The organism is Streptomyces sp. NPDC057702 (assembly GCF_042799315.1).
In the GTDB taxonomy this organism is placed as follows: domain Bacteria; phylum Actinomycetota; class Actinomycetes; order Streptomycetales; family Streptomycetaceae; genus Streptomyces.
Map to the genome: position 1 here is coordinate 1 of NZ_JBHVJC010000045.1, position 16,343 is coordinate 16,343.

Below are 16,343 nucleotides of genomic sequence, written 5' to 3' on the forward strand. Positions count from 1 at the left end.
GCGCGGCCGGGAGGGAGCCGGCCCACGCCGGCGTGTGGCCCCCCCGTGGCCGACGGCACGGGGCGCCGCGCGTGGTGCGCGGCGCCCCCGTGCCGCCTCGTGAGCGGCCGTGCCACGGGGCGGGCCTTGGAGCGGTGGCTAGGCCACCGGCGCCATCTTGTCGACGATGCCGGGGTGGGCGTCCATCCACTTCTGTACGCCCTGCTCGACCTTGCCCTTACCGGCGTCCTGGATGGACGCCTCCAGACCGGCGAGCTCCTGCTCGGTCATGTGCCAGTTCTTCAACCACCCGTGGAACTCCGGGTATTTCTTCGGGAAGGACTTGTGGCCCAGCGAGCGGATCTCGTTGTTCTCGCCGAACGCCTTCTTCGGGTCGGCGAGCTTGGTCAGGTCGTACTTGCTGTAGGCCCAGTGCGGGGTCCACAGCACGGCGATGATCGGCTCGCGCTTCTTGTACGCGCGCTCCAGCTCGGCCAGCATCGCGGGCGAGCCGGCGCTGGTGACCTCGTACTCCTTGTCCAGGCCGTACGCCGGCAGCACCTTGTCCTTGAGCAGCTTCATCTCGCCGGTGCCCGGCTCGATTCCGACGATCTTGCCCTTGAAGGTGTCGGCCTTGCCCTTGAGGTCGGCGAGGGACTTCACGTCCTTCACGTAGGAGGGCACCGCCAGTTCGAGCGAGGTCTTGTCGTACCAGGCGCCGATGTCGACGAGGTCGTCCTTGTACTTGTCCCAGTACTGCTTCTGCGCGACCGGCAGCCAGCCGTCGAACTCGACGTCGATCTGGCCGGCGGCCATGCCCGTGAACATCGAACCGACGTCGTACTGCTTGATCTTGGGCTGGTAGCCCCGGCGTTCCAGGACGTTCTTCCACAGGTAGGTGGTGGCGACGTCCTCGTCCCAGGGGAAGTAGCCGATGCGCGGCGCGGCGCCCGCCTCCTTGCCCTTGGCCTCGGCGCCGTCGACCGGGGCGATCTTGTCGACCATGCCGGGGTTCTTCTCCAGCCAGGCGCGCACGCCCTGCCGCTGGTTGCCCTTGCCGGCCTCCTGGATCTCCTGCTCCAGCGTGGTGAGCTGCTTCTCGCTGAGCTTGAAGCCCTTCATCCAGTCGGCGACCTGCGGCTCCTTGGCCGCGAAGCCCTTGCGGGCGAGCGTGTGGATACCGTCACCGGAGCCGAAGGCACCCTTGGTGTCCTCCAGCTTGGTCAGGTCGTACTTGCTGTACGCCCAGTGCGGCGACCAGAGCGTGACCGCGACCGGCTCCTTCTTGGCGTAGGAGCGCTCCAGCTGGGAGAGCATGCCGGCGGTGGAACCGCTGACGAGCTTGTACTCCTTGCCCAGCCCGTACCCGGGCAGCACCTTGTCCTTCATCAGCTTCATCTCGCCCGCGCCGGGCTCGATGCCGATGATCTTCCCGTCGAAGGTGCCGCCCTTGCCCTTGAGGTCGTCCAGGGTCTTGACGCCCTTGACGTAGGAGGGGACGGCGACCTCCAGGGAGGTCGGTTCGTACCACGAGCCGAGGTCGTCCAGCTTGTCGCGGTAGGTCTTCCAGTACGACTCGTGCGTGACCGGCAGCCAGGAGTTGGTCTGGACGTCGATGTCACCGGCGGCCATGCCGGTGTAGAGCGCGCCGACCTCGTAGGACTGCACCGTGGGCTTGAAGCCGCGCTGTTCGAGGACTTCCTTCCACAGGTACGTGGAGGCGACGCCCTCGTCCCAGTTGATGTAACCGATGTTGAGCGAGCGGCCCTTGCCGACGTCGGCGGTGACCTGGGGGCCCTCGTCGTCGTCGCCGAAGACGTTCAGACCGCCGGCGACGAGCGCGAGCACCACGACGCCGACCGTGGCCAGCGAGGTCGCCGGCCGCCACTGGAGGACCTTGAGGCCGCTGGTCGCACTGGCGTTGCGCTTGGCGATCGCCCGGCGCCCCAGCGGCGAGACGCGCTCGCCGAGGGCCCCGGTCATCCGGTCCAGGTACATCGCGAGGATGACGACGGCGAGACCGCCCTCGAAGCCGAGCGCCACGTCCACCGAGCTGATCGCCTCGAAGACGGAGGAGCCGAGGCCGCCGCCGCCGACCATGCCGGAGATGACGACCATGGACAGCGCCAGCATGATGGCCTGGTTGATGCCGGCCATGATGGTCGGCAGGGCCAGCGGGAGCTGTACGCGCACCAGGGTGCGGCGGGGGCTGGTGCCGAACGCCTCGGCCGCCTCGACCAGCTCCTCGTCCACCTGGCGGATGCCGAGCTCGGTCATCCGCACGCTGGGCGGCATCGCGAAGACGACGGTGGCGATGGCTCCGGGAACCACGCCGACGCCGAAGAAGAAGATGCCCGGGATCAGGTAGACGAAGGCGGGCATCGTCTGCATGAAGTCGAGCACCGGCCGCAGCACGGCGCTGACGGTGCGGCTGCGCGCGGCCCAGATTCCGAGCGGGACCGCCATCAGGACGGTGATGAAGCCCGCGACCAGGACCAGCGACAGGGTTTCCATCGCCTCGTCCCACTGCTGGATCGAGTCGATGAGCGCGAAGCCGGCGAAGGCCACCACCCCGGCCACCACGCCGCGCAGCCACCAGGCGATGACCGCCAGGATGGCCGCGAACAGCAACGGCTCGGGAGCGGACAGCACGTCGTGGACGCCCTCGTACATGCCGTCGACGACCTTGGCGATGAAGTCGAAGAGCCAGTCGAGGTGTTCTCGGAGCCAGGTGATCCCCGAGTCGATCCACTTGCCGATGTTCAGCCTAGGCACCCGCGCTCACCTTGCCCTCGCCCGTACCGTTGTCCGCGCGCTCCCCGGCGGTGGCCAGGTCGCCGGCGCTCTCGTCCTCGCGCGCGCTCGCGCCCGTGACCTCGCCCTTGGTCAGGCGTGGCCCCGGGGGCGCGGCGGGTGGCTCGGCGGACTGGGTGGGCTCGCCGAGCACGGCCAGCAGGCGGGCGGCCGGTACGAGACCGACCAGTTCGCCCGCCTCGTCGACCACGGCGACCGGCTCGGAGCTGACCGAGCAGGGCGCGAACAGCTCGATGATCGGGGTGTCGGCCGCGACGGTGGCCGGCGCGGCGGCCAGCGCCTCGCGCGCGGTACGCGGCGTGCCGCCGTCCGCCGGGTTCAGGACGCTGTCCGGTTCGGCCATGATGGCCCCGGCCGTGAGCACCCGGGAGCGGTCGACGTCCTGGGTGAAGGAGGCCACGTAGTCGTTGGCGGGGGTGACCAGGATGTCCTGCGCGTTGCCGATCTGGACGATCTCACCGTCGCGCATGACGGCGATCTGGTCGCCGAGCCGCATCGCCTCGTTGAGGTCGTGGGTGATGAAGACGATGGTCTTCTTCAGCCGCTTCTGCAGCTCCAGGAGCTGGTCCTGCATGTCGCGGCGGATCAGCGGGTCGAGCGCGCTGAAGGACTCGTCCATCAGGAGCAGGTCGGCGTCGGTGGCCAGGGCGCGGGCCAGACCCACGCGCTGCTGCATGCCGCCGGAGAGCTCGTCGGGCCAGGAGTCCTCCCAGCCGGCGAGGCCGGCCAGCTCCAGGGCCTCCTTGGCGCGCTTCTCGCGGTCGGCCCGTGGCACGCCCTGCACCTCAAGCCCGTACGCCGCGTTCTCCAGGACGCTGCGGTGCGGGAACAGCGCGAAGTGCTGGAAGACCATGCTGATCTTCCGCGAGCGCACCGCGCGCAGCTCGCGCGGGCTGAGCTGGGTCAGGTCCTGGCCGTCGTAGAGCACCTGCCCCGCGGTCGGCTCAAGGAGACCGTTCAGCATGCGCAGCAGGGTCGACTTCCCGGACCCGGACAGCCCCATGACCACGAATATCTGGCCCGCCTCGACGGCGAACGACGCGTCGATCACGGCCGCCGTCGTCCCCTGGGAGCGCAGCTTGTCGCGGCTGGCGCCCCCTTCCAGGGCCGTCACGGCCGCCTTCGGTCGTCTACCGAAGACCTTGTACAAGTGCTCGGCTCGCAGCCTGGACACATACACCTCTCGGGTCGAACTCATCAAACGACCCAGCCCCCCGTGGGGGCTTCCCGCCGGGGGGCGAGAGTCAGGTCGTGGAGCGGGCGGTTTCGGCCCGCCTGACCACGTGCCCAATGCAATAGTTGAATGCGCTACAGGGTCCGCTCCGGGTCGGCGCCTGCCCCCGGACCCCGCGAGCAAACGCTTTGTGTCCCACCTCACAGCCGTCTGCGCCATGTCGCGTACGGCATGATCGGCTCGTGACCCGACGTCTGATGCTCCTCGACACCGCCTCCCTCTACTTCCGCGCCTACTTCGGCGTGCCCGATTCGGTGCGGGCCCCGGACGGCACGCCCGTCAACGCCGTCCGGGGACTGCTCGACTTCGTCGCCCGGCTGGTGGCCGACCACCGCCCCGACGACCTGGTCGCCTGCATGGACGCCGACTGGCGGCCCCAGTGGCGGGTCGACCTCATCCCCTCGTACAAGGCGCACCGGGTCGCCGACGAGGACCCCGCGCCACAGGGCGAGCACGTGCCGCACGCGGGCGACTACGCGGAGGAGGTGCCCGACACCCTCGCGCCCCAGGTCCCGGTGATCGAGGAGGTGCTGGACGCGATCGGCATCGCCCGGGTCGGCGTGGCCGGTTACGAGGCCGACGACGTGATCGGCACCCTGGCCACCCGCGCGAGCGGTCCGGTGGACATCGTCACCGGCGACCGCGACCTGTACCAGCTCGTCAGCGACGCGCGGCGGGCCCGCGTGCTCTACCCGATCAAGGGCGTGGGCACGCTGCAGACCGTGGACGAGGCGTGGCTGCGGGAGAAGTACGGCGTGGACGGCGCCGGATACGCGGATCTGGCCCTGCTGCGCGGCGACCCCAGCGACGGCCTGCCCGGCGTGCCCGGCATCGGGGAGAAGACGGCCGCCAAGCTGCTGGCCGCCCACGGCGACCTGGCCGGCATCCAGGCCGCGGCGGCCGACCCGGCCTCCGGACTGACCCCGACCCAGCGCAGGCGGCTGACCGAGGCCGGCGACTACCTCGCGGTCGCCCCCCGGGTGGTGCGCGTGGCCACCGACGTCCCGCTGCCCGCCTTCGACCCGGCGCTGCCCGCCGCGCCCCGCGACCCCGCCGCGCTGGACGCGCTCGCCGCACGCTGGGGCCTTGGCACCTCGCTGACCAGGGTGCTCACCACCCTCGCAGAGTAAGCTGTTAGGTTAGGTAAACCTAACTCCCCCTTCCCAGGAGGCATCGTGACAGAGCGTCCGGCCCGTCGGCAGCCGCAGCTCCACCGGGGGCAGGTGATCCGCACCGAGCGGCTCACCCCCCACATGGTGCGCGTGGTGCTCGGCGGTGCGGGGCTGGCGGACTTCAGCGCGGGCGAGTGGAGCGACCACTACGTCAAGCTGCTGTTCCCGATCGAGGGCGTGGCCTACCCCGAGCCCTTCGACATCCAGCGGATCCGCGCCGAACTGCCGCGCCACCAGTGGCCGGTGACCCGCACGTACACGGTGCGCACCTGGGACCCCGCCAGCCGCGAGCTGGCCATCGACTTCGTGGTGCACGGCGACGAGGGCGTGGCCGGCCCGTGGGCCACCAGCGTCAAGCCCGGCGAGGAGGTCTTCCTCCTGGGTCCCGGCGGCGCCTACGCCCCCGCGCCCGACGCCGACTGGCACCTGCTCGCGGGCGACGAGAGCGCGCTGCCGGCCATCGCCGCCTCCCTGGAGCGGCTCGCCGCCGACGGCGGGGCGCCGGCCCACGTGTTCATCGAGGTGGCGGACGAGTCCGAGCGTCAGCCGCTGGCCGAGGTGCCCGGCGCCACCGTGCACTGGCTGCACCGCGACGGGGCCCGGGTCGGCGCCAAGCTGGCCCAGGCGGTCGGTGACCTGACCTTCCCGGCCGGTGCCGTGCACGCCTTCGTCCACGGCGAGGCGGGCTTCGTCAAGGAACTGCGTCGCCAACTGCGCGTCGAGCACCAGATCCCGCGCGAGCGCCTGTCGATCTCCGGCTACTGGCGCCTGGGCCACAACGAGGACGGCTGGCAGGCCGCCAAGCAGGAGTGGAACCAGCAGGTCGAGGCGGAGCAGGAGCGCGGCCCGGCCGCCACCTGAGCCGCCCACCGGCCCACCTCACCGACCCGGCCCACCGGCGCCCGACCGCGCCGGGGCCGGGTCACCGCTGTGTCGGCCAGACGCACGAGGACGCGTCGCGACCGCGACTCCGGCCGGGCTGGCGCGCCGCCGGCGCGCGGTGCCCCGCACCTGTCCGCGTACGCGAGCACCCGCGTGGCCGACCGGGCCGCCCCGGCCAGCCGGTCGGCGGCCGAGGAGCCCGCGGCCCGCGAGGCCCGGCGACCCGCGACCGGGTGACACCGGGCCCCGACACCTCAGCCCCGGCTCGACCCTGGCCCCGGACGCGGCGCCGGCTCCCATGCTCGGGCCCGGCCCACCGACCCCTCCGTCGGCCTCAGCCGACCGAGGAGTACGCCACGACCCCGCGCAGCAGGCCGTCGACGGCCCTGCGGGCGTTGCGGGCCACGGTGCCACCGGGCGGGGCGGCCACCGCGATCTGACCCAGCACGTCGATGAGCTGCTTGCACCAGCGCACGAAGTCACCCGCCGGCATCTCCACCTCGCGCAGCACGTCGTCCAGACCGTGCCCCGAGGTCCAGCGGTAGGCCGCCCAGGCGAAGCCCAGGTCGGGCTCGCGCTGCCCGACCCCCTCCGCCTGGTTGATCTTGTGGTTCTCCTCCAGCGCGTCCAGCCGGCCCCAGATCCGCACCATCTCGGTGAGCGCCTGCTTGGACGCCCCGGTGGGCAGCTTGGGCGCCACCGCGTCGTCCGCCGCCCGCGCCTCGTACACCAGCGCCGACGCGCACGCCGCCAGCTCGGCCGGCTTCAGGCCCTCCCAGACCCCGTCCCGCAGGCACTCGCTGGCCAGCAGGTCCAGCTCGCCGTACAGCCGCGCGAGCCGCCTGCCGTCCTCGGTGACCTCATCGCCCTGGAGGTAGCCCAGCTCGGTCAGCAACGCGCAGATCCGGTCGAAGGTGCGCGCGATGGTGTTCGTACGCCCCTCGATACGCCGCTCCAGCTGTCGGGTGTCCCGCCGCAGCCGGTGATACCGCTCGGCCCAGCGGGCGTGGTCCTCACGGTCGGCGCAGCCGTGGCAGGGATGTGCCCGGATCTCCGTACGCAGCCGGGCGATCTCGGTGTCGTCGGCCGCCGCCGAGCGCTCCTTACGGCGACGGTACGGCTCGTGGTGACCGGCCTTGGTCCGCAGCGCGGAGGCCAGGTCACGCCGCGACTGCGGGCTGCGCGCGTTGAACGACTTGGGGATGCGCATCCGCTCCAGCGGCTCCACCGGAACCGGGAAGTCCATCGCCGCCAGTCGCTTGACCTGCCGCTCGGCCGTGAGCACCAGCGGGCGCGGCCCGTCGTGGTACTCGAAGCCGCGATGCCCGTTGGTACGCCCCGCGGGCAGCCCGGGGTCGAGCACCAGCGCGAGCCCGGCGTACTTGCCCGTCGGCACCTGGATCACGTCGCCCGGCTTGAGCTTCTCCAACGCCGTGGCCGCCGCCGCGCGCCGCTGCGCGGCGCCCTGCTTGACCAGCTCCGTCTCCCGGTCGCTCAGCTCGCGGCGCAACCGGGAGTACTCCTCGAAGTCGCCGAGGTGGCAGGTCATCGAGGCGCGGTAGCCGTCCAGCCCCTCCTCGTTGCGCTGCACCTGCCGGGAGATGCCGACGACCGCCTTGTCCGCCTGGAACTGGGCGAACGAGGTCTCCAGCAGCTCGCGCGAGCGATGCCGCCCGAACTGCGAGACCAGGTTGACGGCCATGTTGTACGAGGGGCGGAAGGAGGAGCGCAGCGGATAGGTGCGGGTACCCGCGAGGCCGGCCAGCGCCGCCGGGTCCATGGCACGCTGCCACAGCACCACCGCGTGGCCCTCGACATCGATGCCCCGCCGGCCGGCGCGACCGGTGAGCTGCGTGTACTCGCCCGGGGTGATGTCGGCGTGCTGCTCGCCGTTCCACTTCACCAGCTTCTCGAGGACCACCGAACGCGCCGGCATGTTGATGCCCAACGCCAGCGTCTCGGTCGCGAACACCGCCTTGACCAGGCCCTTGACGAACAGCTCCTCGACGACCTCCTTGAACGTCGGCAGCATCCCCGCATGGTGGGCGGCGATGCCCCGCTCCAGACCCTCAAGCCACTCGAAGTACCCCAGGACGTGCAGGTCCTCGTCCGGGATGGACGCCGTCCGCTCCTCCACGATCGTGCGCACCCGGGCCCGCGCCGCCTCGTCGTTCAGCCGCAGCCCCGCGAACAGACACTGCTGCACGGCGGCCTCGCAGCCCGCGCGGCTGAAGATGAAGGTGATCGCCGGAAGCAGCCCCTCCGCGTTGAGCCGGTCGATCACCTCGGGTCTGCTGGGCGTCCAGATCCGACTGCGCTGGCGGCGCTCGCGCTCCCGGTCGGCCTCGCGCAGGGAGCGCCCACGCCGCTTGTCCCGGCCGAAGCTGGGGCGGCTGTTCTCCATCCGGGCCAGCCGCACCAGATCGGGGTTGACCTCGCGGCGACCGGCGCCCGGGGTGCCCTCGGGGCTGTCCTTCTCCTCGAAGAGGTCGTATATCCGTCGCCCGGCGAACACGTGCTGCCACAGCGGGATCGGCCGGTGCTCGGAGACGATCACCTCGGTGTCGCCCCGCACGGTGTCCAGCCAGTCGCCGAACTCCTCGGCGTTGGAGACCGTCGCGGAGAGCGAGACCAGGGTCACCGACTCCGGCAGGTGGATGATGACCTCCTCCCACACGGCGCCACGGAAGCGGTCCGAGAGGTAGTGCACCTCGTCCATGACGACGTACCCGAGGCCGTCGAGCGAGCGGGAGCCCGCGTAGAGCATGTTGCGCAGCACCTCGGTGGTCATCACGACCACCGGCGCCTCGGAGTTGACGCTGTTGTCCCCGGTCAGCAGGCCGACGCGCTCGGCGCCGTAGCGCTCCACGAGGTCGGCGAACTTCTGGTTGGACAGCGCCTTGATGGGCGTGGTGTAGAAGCACTTGCGGCCCCGGGTCAGGGCCAGGTGGACGGCGAACTCGCCCACGATCGTCTTGCCGGAGCCGGTAGGGGCGGCGACCAGGACGCCCTTGCCTGCTTCGAGTGCTTGGCACGCCTCGATCTGGAACGGATCGAGGCCGAATTCGTACATCTCGCGGAACGGAGCGAGCGCCGTGGCCTGGTCAGCCGCCCGAAGACGGGCCTGGGCGTATCGCTCGGCGGGAGAGAGCTCGTCGGTCATCGTACGTACGAGCCTACCGGCCACCTCTGACAACGCACTCGATCTTTACCAGCACCTGGGACGCGACGGGCCCGCTCGGCCGGGTCGCTCCCCCGCCCCACCGGAGCCTCGCCCGCCCGCTCGGCCCGGCCCGCTCCCCGTTCCGGCCGCGTGCCCGCCGCCCCGCACGGTCCTTTTCCTCATCCGCCCAGCAGCCGCACGGCCCCCGGCACGGTCACGGCCGTCAGGGGGAGGGAGCCCAGCGGCTCGCCGTCGGCGTACCCGGTCAGGCCGGGCGCCGCCAGGGAGATCTTCGCCACCCGGTGCGTGGTCACCGCGGGGTGGCTCAGATGGGTGCCCCGGTAGACCCGGGGGAAGACCCGCAGCAGCGTCGCGCGGGAGCACGGGCCGACGACCGTGACGTCGAAGAGCCCGTCGTCCAGGCGCGCGCCGCCGCATATCCGCATGCCACCGCCGTACGAGGACCCGTTGCCGACGGCGATCAGCGTCGCCTCGATCTCCCGCTCCGGCCCGTCGTCCAGCCGCACGCGGTAGGGGATGGTCCGCAGCCCCGCCAGCTCCGCCACCATCGCCAGGTCGTACCGGAACCGCCCCGCCGGCCAGCGCATCCGGTTGCCCCGGTCGTTGACACGCGAGTCGAAACCGGAGGCCAGGACCGTGCCGAAGTACGTGTCACCGGCCAGCCCGACGTCCACCGGCCGCCCCCCGTCGGACTTCAGCGAGGCCGCGATCAGCCGGGCCGCGGCGCGGGGGTCGCGCACCGGCAACCCCGTGGCCTGCGCGAAGTCGTTGCCCGTCCCCACCGCGACCACCCCCAGCGGGGTGCCGGTGCCGGCCACCGCCTGCAGCGCGAGCGAGGTCATGCCGTCACCCCCGACGGCCACCAGCGCCCCCGTGCCGCCCGAGACCGCCGCTCGGGCTCGGCTCAGCGCGTCACCGGCATCGGCGCCCAACACCGTCCGCACGCGCAGCCCCGCCTCGCGGAGCACCCGTGCGGCCGGCTGAGCGGCCCGCGCGCCTCGACCGCGGCCCGCCGTGGGATTGACGAAGAGAGTGATGTCGCTGGTCACGCACGGAATCTACCCGGTCAGGTGACGTCGTCGTAGCCATTGCGCCGCCCCGGCTCCGGGCCCGCGCCGTCATCTGTTCCCGCGTCGCCAGGCCCACGGCCCGCCGACACCGACTCGGTCCCGTCCAGCGCCTCCGGCACGTGTGACGAGGACGCCTCGTCGTCGTCCATGCCGAAGTCGGGGTCGTTCGCCCGTCGTTTGGCCTTGCGCCGGTCGTTGATGATCGAGACGCCGACCGCGAGGAAGTACAGGAGCGTGACCGGCCCCGCGAGGGCGAACATGCCCACCGGGTCGGTGCTCGGGGTCGCCAGGGCACCGAAGACGGTGATGCCCATGATCATCCCGCGCCACCAGCCGAGCATCCGACGCCCGGTGACCACGCCGCCGAAGTTCAGCAGCACCAGCACCAACGGCAGTTCGAAGGCCAGGCCGAAGACCACGACCATGCGGGTCAGCAGGTCGATGAAGTCGTCCAGCGGCAACAGGTTGTCGGCACCGTCCGGGGTGAAGTCGAGCAGCACCTCGGCGGTCGTCGGCAGGATCGCGTACGCGAAGAAGCCGCCGCCCACGAAGAGCGGCACCCCGGCGGCCACGAAGGCCATCGAGTACTTCTTCTCCTTCTTGTGCAGACCGGGCGCGAGGAACGCCCAGAGCTGGTAGAGCCAGATCGGTGTGGAAAGCACCAAGCCGGTCATGAAGGAGACCTTGAGCATGATCGTGAACGGCGACAGCAGACCGTTCACCGTGAAGTAGGCGCACTTCTGGTTGCCGTCCTTGGCCTCCAGGTCGGAGACGGAGAGACCGCCGCAACCGACCGAATCCAAAACCGGCTTCATCAGGAAGTCGACGATGTCCTTGTAGTAGAACAGCGCGACGGCCGTCACCAGACAGATCGCCAGGACCGCTTTGAGGAGCCTGTTGCGCAACTCACGCAGGTGCTCCGCCAGGGGCATCCGCCCCTCGGGGTCCTTCTCCTTCTTGCGGGCAGGCTTGAGCAACCCACGTCCTCATCTCGTGCGGCAGGCGGCGGCCCGTGGCCACCGCCTCAGTCGGCCCTGGATTTAGCGCTGCGTCGTACGGTCGCTCGGCTCGTTCACCGGGCGGGAGCTGCTCACGTCGCCCGGCGCCGCCTGGATGGTGCGGTGCCCGCCAGCCTGGTCGGCGGTCTCTTCGGGGTGCGCCGGCTCGGCCGGGGCGGGCTGCTTGCCCTCCGACTTCATCGCCTTCGCCTCGCTCTTGAGGATGCGCGCGGACTTGCCGAGCGAACGCGCCATGTCCGGAAGCTTCTTCGCGCCGAACAGCAGGATGACGACGACAAGAATGAGGATGATCTCGGGGGCACCGATCTTTCCACCGAACATAAGATTTACCTTCTCACCGAGGCGGCTGGGGGTGGCTGTCCGACCGGTCGGACGCGGGAGTCCGGCAGCCGTTGTGCCAGCGATCGTAACGCGGCGGGGTAAACGGGTGGCAATCCCCGGGCGTCCTCCCGATTGCGTCCCCGGGCCTCGCTACCAGGGCCGCGCCCCTCAGCGTACCGCTCGTTTGTTCCCCTGAGCAGAGCGCCTGAACTGGGCGAACGTGGCGGGCCCTTAACGTCGGCGCAATCCGTCCACCTGAGCGGCCAGCGGACCGGTGGCGCGTTCCAGGTCTTGCGCGGCCCGCGCGATCCGCTCCGAGCTCTCCCCCACCTGCCGCGCCAACCGTCGAACCTCCCGGTACACCCGCGCGGCCAGCACGGCGAGAACGGCGAGTCCGCAGAAGGCGAGCGTGAGAGCAAGCATGGGCCAGAGCATGGAAGGAAACCTATCGTTCACCCCGCGCGGACCGGCAACCGCCCGCCCGTCCGGGCGTCGAGCCCCACCGACCGCCGCCCCCTCGGTCGGCACACCACCCGCCACCACCGCCAGCGCAGAACCGGCCACGCCCGTAACGCCGGCCCGCCCTACACGGCGGAGTGCAGTCGCAGGGTACTGACCCCGCCCCCGGTCAGCAGCTCCACGATCCGCTCGCCCGCCGGCTTGCGGACCGCGCTGCCGCAGTCCGGGCAGGTGAAGGAGTAGAAGGTGGTGCGGCTGGTGCCGCCGACGACCAGCCGCAACGCCTCGGCCGACAGCTCGAAGCTGCCCCGGCACCGCGGGCACGCGGCCTTGAAGATCACTGGTGTGGCTCGCCGTGTCGCCCGCGCCGTCATCTGTGCCCTCCACTCGCCGTACGTCCACTCCACCGCACACGCACCGAGCGCGCTCCCGCTTCCCCCGCGTCCACCGCGGCCCCTCCCGGTTCGCTCACCGACGGCCATGTCGCGCACGCGCCCGGTCACCTCCGCGCCGCGCGGCGCCCATCCGATCACGTACGGGGCCCGGCGCGCATCCACCGCGTTCCGCTTACGCCCGTACGCCCCAAACGTCCGTCGCGTCGCGAGCCGCCCGCGCGCCCCCGCGCGCCCGCGCCCTCACTCGCCGTAGGCGGCCAGGGCCTCGCGCGCGGCCTCCCGGGCGCTGGTGGCGAGCTCGGCGGGGGTCACGATCCGGCCGTCCTTGCCGAGCCGCAGCGCCAGCCGGCGCAGCGAGCCGGGGTCGGGGGTGCGCAGCGTGATCCGCAGACCGCCGCCGGGCAGCTCCTCGGCGCTGTCGTGCGGGTAGTACTCGGCGACCCACCGCCCGCCGGGGCCCACCTCGACCACCACCTCCGGATCCTCGGCCGCGGGCTGGACCAGTCCCTCGGACAGGTCACGCAGCTCGATGGGCGGCGGGTCGGAGGGCTCGTCGAGCAGCTTGATCTCGGCCACCCGGTCCAGCCGGAAGGTGCGGCGCGCCTCGGAGAGGTGACACCAGGCCTCGACGTAGGTGTGGCCGACGGCGAACAGCCGGATCGGGTCGACCTCGCGCTCGGTGAGCTCGTCCCGGGCGGGCGAGTAGTACCGCAGCCACAGCCGTCGCCGCTCGGCGATGGCCCGGTCCACGTCGGCGAAGACCCCGCCCTCGGACTCGAAGATGACCGAGAGCCGCGAGCTGGCGCCGGCCGCCTCGCCGGCCGCGGCCTCCAGCTTGGCCGTCGCGCGCAGCAGCGCCTGCCGGTCCCCCTCGCGCAGCCCCGGCAGGGTCGCCACGGCGCGGGCGGCCACCAGGAGCGCGGTGGCCTCGTCGGCCGCCAGTCGCAGCGGCTCGGTGCCCGCGCTGTTGGGGTTGTGCCACCAGATGCGGTCGCCGTCGGTGTCTATGTCCAGCAGGTCGCCGCCCCGGAAGCTGGTGCCGCACATGGGCAGCACGTCGAGGTCGGCGATCAGCTCGTCCTCGGTGATGCCGAAGGCGCGGGCGACGTCGCTGACGCGCGCGCCGGGGCGTTCGCGTAGGTACGTCACCAGGGACAGCATCCGCCGGGTCTGGTCGATGGCGTTGGTAGCCATGGTCGGTCCGTCCCTCTCAGCCGTTGGCCACGGCGCGCAGCCGGTCCACCACGTCGGCCCGCAGCTCGGCGGGGTCCAGGACCACCACGTCCGGTCCGAACTCCACCAGCCAGGCGTCCAGCCCGTGCCCGTACGGGATCTCCAGCTCGTCCCAGCCGTCGGTCCCCGCGCCCTCGGCCGCGCTCGCGTCGGCCACCGGACGGGTGCTGACCGCCTTGGCGCGCAGCGGGTAGCCGTGCCCCGCGCGCAGCCTGATCCGGGCGGTGCCGGTGGCGGTCTCGCCCGCCCAGGTCTCCACCGTCTCGCGGACCGTCACGTGGTCGGGCACCTCGGCGGTGAAGGCGCCGGCCCGGGAGCGGACCCGGCCGGTGATGCGCGAGAGCCGGAAGACGCGCTCGGCGGCGCGGTCACGGTCCCAGCCGGCCAGGTACCAGTGGCCGCGCCAGCACTCCAGGATCCACGGCTCGACGGTGCGCGGCTCGGGGCGGGCGGCGTTGGACTTGCGGTAGTCGAAGACGACCGGGCGGCGGTCACGACAGGCGAGCATGAGCGGCTCGAAGGCCGCCTCGTGCGCGGGGATGCGCGGTTCGAGGGCGCTGTGCGTCTGGGTCTCGTACGGCTCGTCGGCCAGCGGCATCCCCGCCGCCCGCAGCTTCTGCAGCGCGCCGCTGGCCGCGCCCGCGAGCCGGGCCTGCTGCCACACCTTGGCGGCCAGACCGAGCGCGGCGGCCTCTTCCGCGTCGAGCGTGATGGGCGGCAGCCGGTTGCTGTCGCGCCGGGCCAGATAGCCCAGCTCGCCGTCGATGCCGTCGACCGTCTCGATGATCAGGCCGAGCTCGCGCAGGTCGTCCTTGTCCCGCTCGAACATCCGGTTGACGGACTCGTCGCTGCCAGTGGCGTCGGCCTCCAGGTACGCCTCGATCGACGACCTCAACTCGCGCTTGGTGAGCGGGCGCCGGGTTTCGAGCAGGCACAAGGCCAGGTTCATCAACCGCTCGGCCTTGGCAATGGCCATCGACGCCTCTTCTCGCAGTGCGGCTCCTACGACGGTGACCGTACCGCCCCCGTGAGCGCGGACAAAAGCCGAGGGCCCCCGGCCCGGGCGCGATGCCCGGGCCGGGGGCCCTCGGTGGCCGTGCGGGCGACCGTCTCGCTCGGCTCAGCGCGCCGCCCCGGGGCGTGCGCGCCGTACGCCGGGTCGACTCAGGCGGCGACCAGGTCGCACACGAAGATCAGCGTCTCGCCGGGGGCGATGCGACCGCCGCCGGCCCCGGTGTCGCCGTACGCCAGGTGCGGCGGGATGGTGAGCTGGCGCCGACCACCCACCTTCATGCCCTGGACGCCCTGGTCCCAGCCGGGGATGACCTGGCCGGCGCCGAGCTGGAAGGCCAGCGGGGTGCCCCGGTTCCAGCTCGCGTCGAACTCCTCGCCGGAGCTGAACGCCACTCCGACGTAGTGGACCTGGACCGTGTCCCCGGCCTTCGCGACAGCGCCATCGCCCTCCCAGATGTCCTTGATCTCAAGGCCGGCCGGCGGCTCGCCGCCCGGGAAGTCGATCTCAGGCTTGTCGATGCTCACGAACAAACTCCTCGCTTACGGTGTGGGCAACCGGGACAGTCTTACAGAACGGCCAGGATGTCGACGGAGAAGACCAGCGTGGAGTTCGGCGGGATGCCGTCCTTCTTCTCCTTGCCGTAGCCCTTGTCCGGCGGCACCACGATCAGCACGCGGCTGCCGACCTTCTTGCCCGCGAGGCCCTCGGTCCAGCCCGGGACGACCTGCTGGAGCGAGAACTGGGCGAGCTGGCCGCTGGCGTAGCTGGAGTCGAACTCCTTGCCGCCGTCCCACAGGACGCCCTTGTACTGGACCATGACGGCGTCCGTCTTCTTCAGCTCGGGGCCGTCGCCCTCCAGGACGTAGTTCGAGACGACCTTCTTGGGGGGCTCGCCGCTGGGCACCTCGATGCTGGGGGCCTTGCCGTCGGTCTTGGTCCCCACGACGGGCAGGGCCTTGTCGCCCTGGTCGACCTCCTTGCCCCGCGCGGCGCTCTTGGTGTTGTAGGTGCCGACGATGTCGACGACGAAGACCAGGGTGTCGTCGCCCTTGATGCCGGCCTGCGGGTTGCCCTCGGGGCCGTAGCCGAGCGCCGGCGGGACGGCGATCTGGACCCGGCTGTTCACCTTCTTGCCGACCAGGGCCTGGTCCCAGCCGGGGATGACCTTGCCGATGCCGATCGGGAAGACCGCGAGCTTGTCCCGGTCGTAGGAGTTGTCGAAGACCTTGCCGTTCTGCCACGTCTGGCCGAGATAGTTCACCTGGAGGAAGTCACCCTTGGCCACGGTCACGCCCCGCCCGGGGACCAGCGTCTTGACCGCGAGGTCGGGCGAGGGCTTGCCGGAGCCCTTGGCCACGGTTGGCTTCTGGCCGAACTCCTGGCCCTTGGTGATCGCGGGCAGCGGCCCCGCCACGATCTTCCCGGTCGGCTCCGCCGCGGGGGACTTCGACGTATCGGCCTTGTCGGCCTTGTCCTTGTTGTTCTCGTCGTCGCCGCAGCCCGCGAGCGCGAGCAGGCCGGCGGGCACGGCGAGGAGTACGGAGCGTCGGCGCACGGAATTCCTCG

Annotated in this window: 14 protein-coding genes; 2 read left to right on the forward strand and 12 right to left on the reverse strand. The window is 71.7% G+C overall.

Annotated features, from left to right (window positions below; translation table 11 throughout):
- Positions 1-138 precede the first annotated feature (138 nt).
- On the reverse strand, positions 139-2,754 hold the full coding sequence (locus tag ACFVFR_RS27800; RefSeq protein WP_383706578.1) for an ABC transporter permease/substrate binding protein: 2,616 nt from the start codon (positions 2,752-2,754) through the stop codon (positions 139-141).
- Positions 2,747-3,967 (reverse strand): glycine betaine/L-proline ABC transporter ATP-binding protein, encoded by a 1,221-nt coding sequence (locus ACFVFR_RS27805; RefSeq protein ID WP_383706580.1) that lies wholly within the window; start codon positions 3,965-3,967, stop codon positions 2,747-2,749. Before ACFVFR_RS27805 ends, ACFVFR_RS27800 begins: the two co-directional genes overlap by 8 nt.
- Before the next feature lie 242 nt (positions 3,968-4,209).
- Between ACFVFR_RS27805 and ACFVFR_RS27810 the strand changes: the two genes are divergently transcribed.
- Together ACFVFR_RS27810 and ACFVFR_RS27815 are read left to right on the forward strand one after the other, a co-directional pair.
- The gene (locus ACFVFR_RS27810) at positions 4,210-5,157 is read left to right on the forward strand and encodes a 5'-3' exonuclease H3TH domain-containing protein (protein WP_383706582.1); all 948 of its coding nucleotides are present in this window, start codon (positions 4,210-4,212) and stop codon (positions 5,155-5,157) included.
- 45 nt (positions 5,158-5,202) lie between these two features.
- On the forward strand, positions 5,203-6,060 hold the full coding sequence (locus ACFVFR_RS27815; RefSeq protein WP_383706584.1) for a siderophore-interacting protein: 858 nt from the start codon (positions 5,203-5,205) through the stop codon (positions 6,058-6,060).
- Between the two features lie 355 nt (positions 6,061-6,415).
- On the opposite strand, the gene ACFVFR_RS27820 is transcribed toward ACFVFR_RS27815, so the two are convergent.
- The 10 genes from ACFVFR_RS27820 to ACFVFR_RS27865 all read right to left on the reverse strand — a co-directional run bounded on the left by ACFVFR_RS27820 (position 6,416) and on the right by ACFVFR_RS27865 (position 16,332).
- On the reverse strand, positions 6,416-9,244 hold the full coding sequence (locus ACFVFR_RS27820; RefSeq protein ID WP_383706586.1) for a DEAD/DEAH box helicase: 2,829 nt from the start codon (positions 9,242-9,244) through the stop codon (positions 6,416-6,418).
- Between the two features lie 179 nt (positions 9,245-9,423).
- Positions 9,424-10,314, reverse strand: a complete 891-nt coding sequence (locus ACFVFR_RS27825; RefSeq protein WP_383706588.1) for a diacylglycerol kinase — start codon at positions 10,312-10,314, stop codon at positions 9,424-9,426.
- A gap of 17 nt (positions 10,315-10,331) precedes the next feature.
- Complete coding sequence (gene tatC / locus ACFVFR_RS27830) at positions 10,332-11,312, reverse strand: twin-arginine translocase subunit TatC (protein WP_383706590.1); 981 nt, start codon at positions 11,310-11,312, stop codon at positions 10,332-10,334.
- Between the two features lie 63 nt (positions 11,313-11,375).
- Complete coding sequence (gene tatA / locus ACFVFR_RS27835) at positions 11,376-11,675, reverse strand: Sec-independent protein translocase subunit TatA (RefSeq protein ID WP_383706592.1); 300 nt, start codon at positions 11,673-11,675, stop codon at positions 11,376-11,378.
- 231 nt (positions 11,676-11,906) lie between these two features.
- On the reverse strand, positions 11,907-12,110 hold the full coding sequence (locus ACFVFR_RS27840) for a hypothetical protein (protein ID WP_383706593.1): 204 nt from the start codon (positions 12,108-12,110) through the stop codon (positions 11,907-11,909).
- A gap of 149 nt (positions 12,111-12,259) precedes the next feature.
- The gene (locus tag ACFVFR_RS27845) at positions 12,260-12,508 is read right to left on the reverse strand and encodes a hypothetical protein (RefSeq protein ID WP_383706595.1); all 249 of its coding nucleotides are present in this window, start codon (positions 12,506-12,508) and stop codon (positions 12,260-12,262) included.
- A gap of 261 nt (positions 12,509-12,769) precedes the next feature.
- Positions 12,770-13,723 carry a helix-turn-helix transcriptional regulator gene (locus tag ACFVFR_RS27850; RefSeq protein ID WP_383706597.1) on the reverse strand — a complete coding sequence of 318 codons (954 nt, stop codon included), beginning with the start codon at positions 13,721-13,723 and terminating at the stop codon, positions 12,770-12,772.
- Between the two features lie 16 nt (positions 13,724-13,739).
- Positions 13,740-14,738 carry a helix-turn-helix transcriptional regulator gene (locus ACFVFR_RS27855; RefSeq protein WP_383706599.1) on the reverse strand — a complete coding sequence of 333 codons (999 nt, stop codon included), beginning with the start codon at positions 14,736-14,738 and terminating at the stop codon, positions 13,740-13,742.
- A 188-nt stretch (positions 14,739-14,926) separates the two neighbouring features.
- Positions 14,927-15,301: an FKBP-type peptidyl-prolyl cis-trans isomerase gene (locus ACFVFR_RS27860; protein ID WP_383706601.1), complete on the reverse strand. Its 375-nt coding sequence runs from the start codon at positions 15,299-15,301 to the stop codon at positions 14,927-14,929.
- A gap of 41 nt (positions 15,302-15,342) precedes the next feature.
- Positions 15,343-16,332, reverse strand: coding sequence for an FKBP-type peptidyl-prolyl cis-trans isomerase (locus tag ACFVFR_RS27865; RefSeq protein WP_383706603.1), 990 nt, complete (start codon positions 16,330-16,332; stop codon positions 15,343-15,345).
- Positions 16,333-16,343 lie beyond the last annotated feature (11 nt).

What these genes read in the sequence shown, in the direction of transcription:
- ACFVFR_RS27820 (WP_383706586.1), bottom strand. Translation starts at nt 9,244, where the DNA reads ATGACCGACGAGCTCTCTCCCGCCGAGCGATACGCCCAGGCCCGTCTT.
- ACFVFR_RS27845 (WP_383706595.1), bottom strand. Translation starts at nt 12,508, where the DNA reads ATGACGGCGCGGGCGACACGGCGAGCCACACCAGTGATCTTCAAGGCC.
- ACFVFR_RS27855 (WP_383706599.1), bottom strand. Translation starts at nt 14,738, where the DNA reads ATGGCCATTGCCAAGGCCGAGCGGTTGATGAACCTGGCCTTGTGCCTG.
- ACFVFR_RS27850 (WP_383706597.1), bottom strand. Translation starts at nt 13,723, where the DNA reads ATGGCTACCAACGCCATCGACCAGACCCGGCGGATGCTGTCCCTGGTG.
- ACFVFR_RS27840 (WP_383706593.1), bottom strand. Translation starts at nt 12,110, where the DNA reads ATGCTCTGGCCCATGCTTGCTCTCACGCTCGCCTTCTGCGGACTCGCC.
- tatA (WP_383706592.1), bottom strand. Translation starts at nt 11,675, where the DNA reads ATGTTCGGTGGAAAGATCGGTGCCCCCGAGATCATCCTCATTCTTGTC.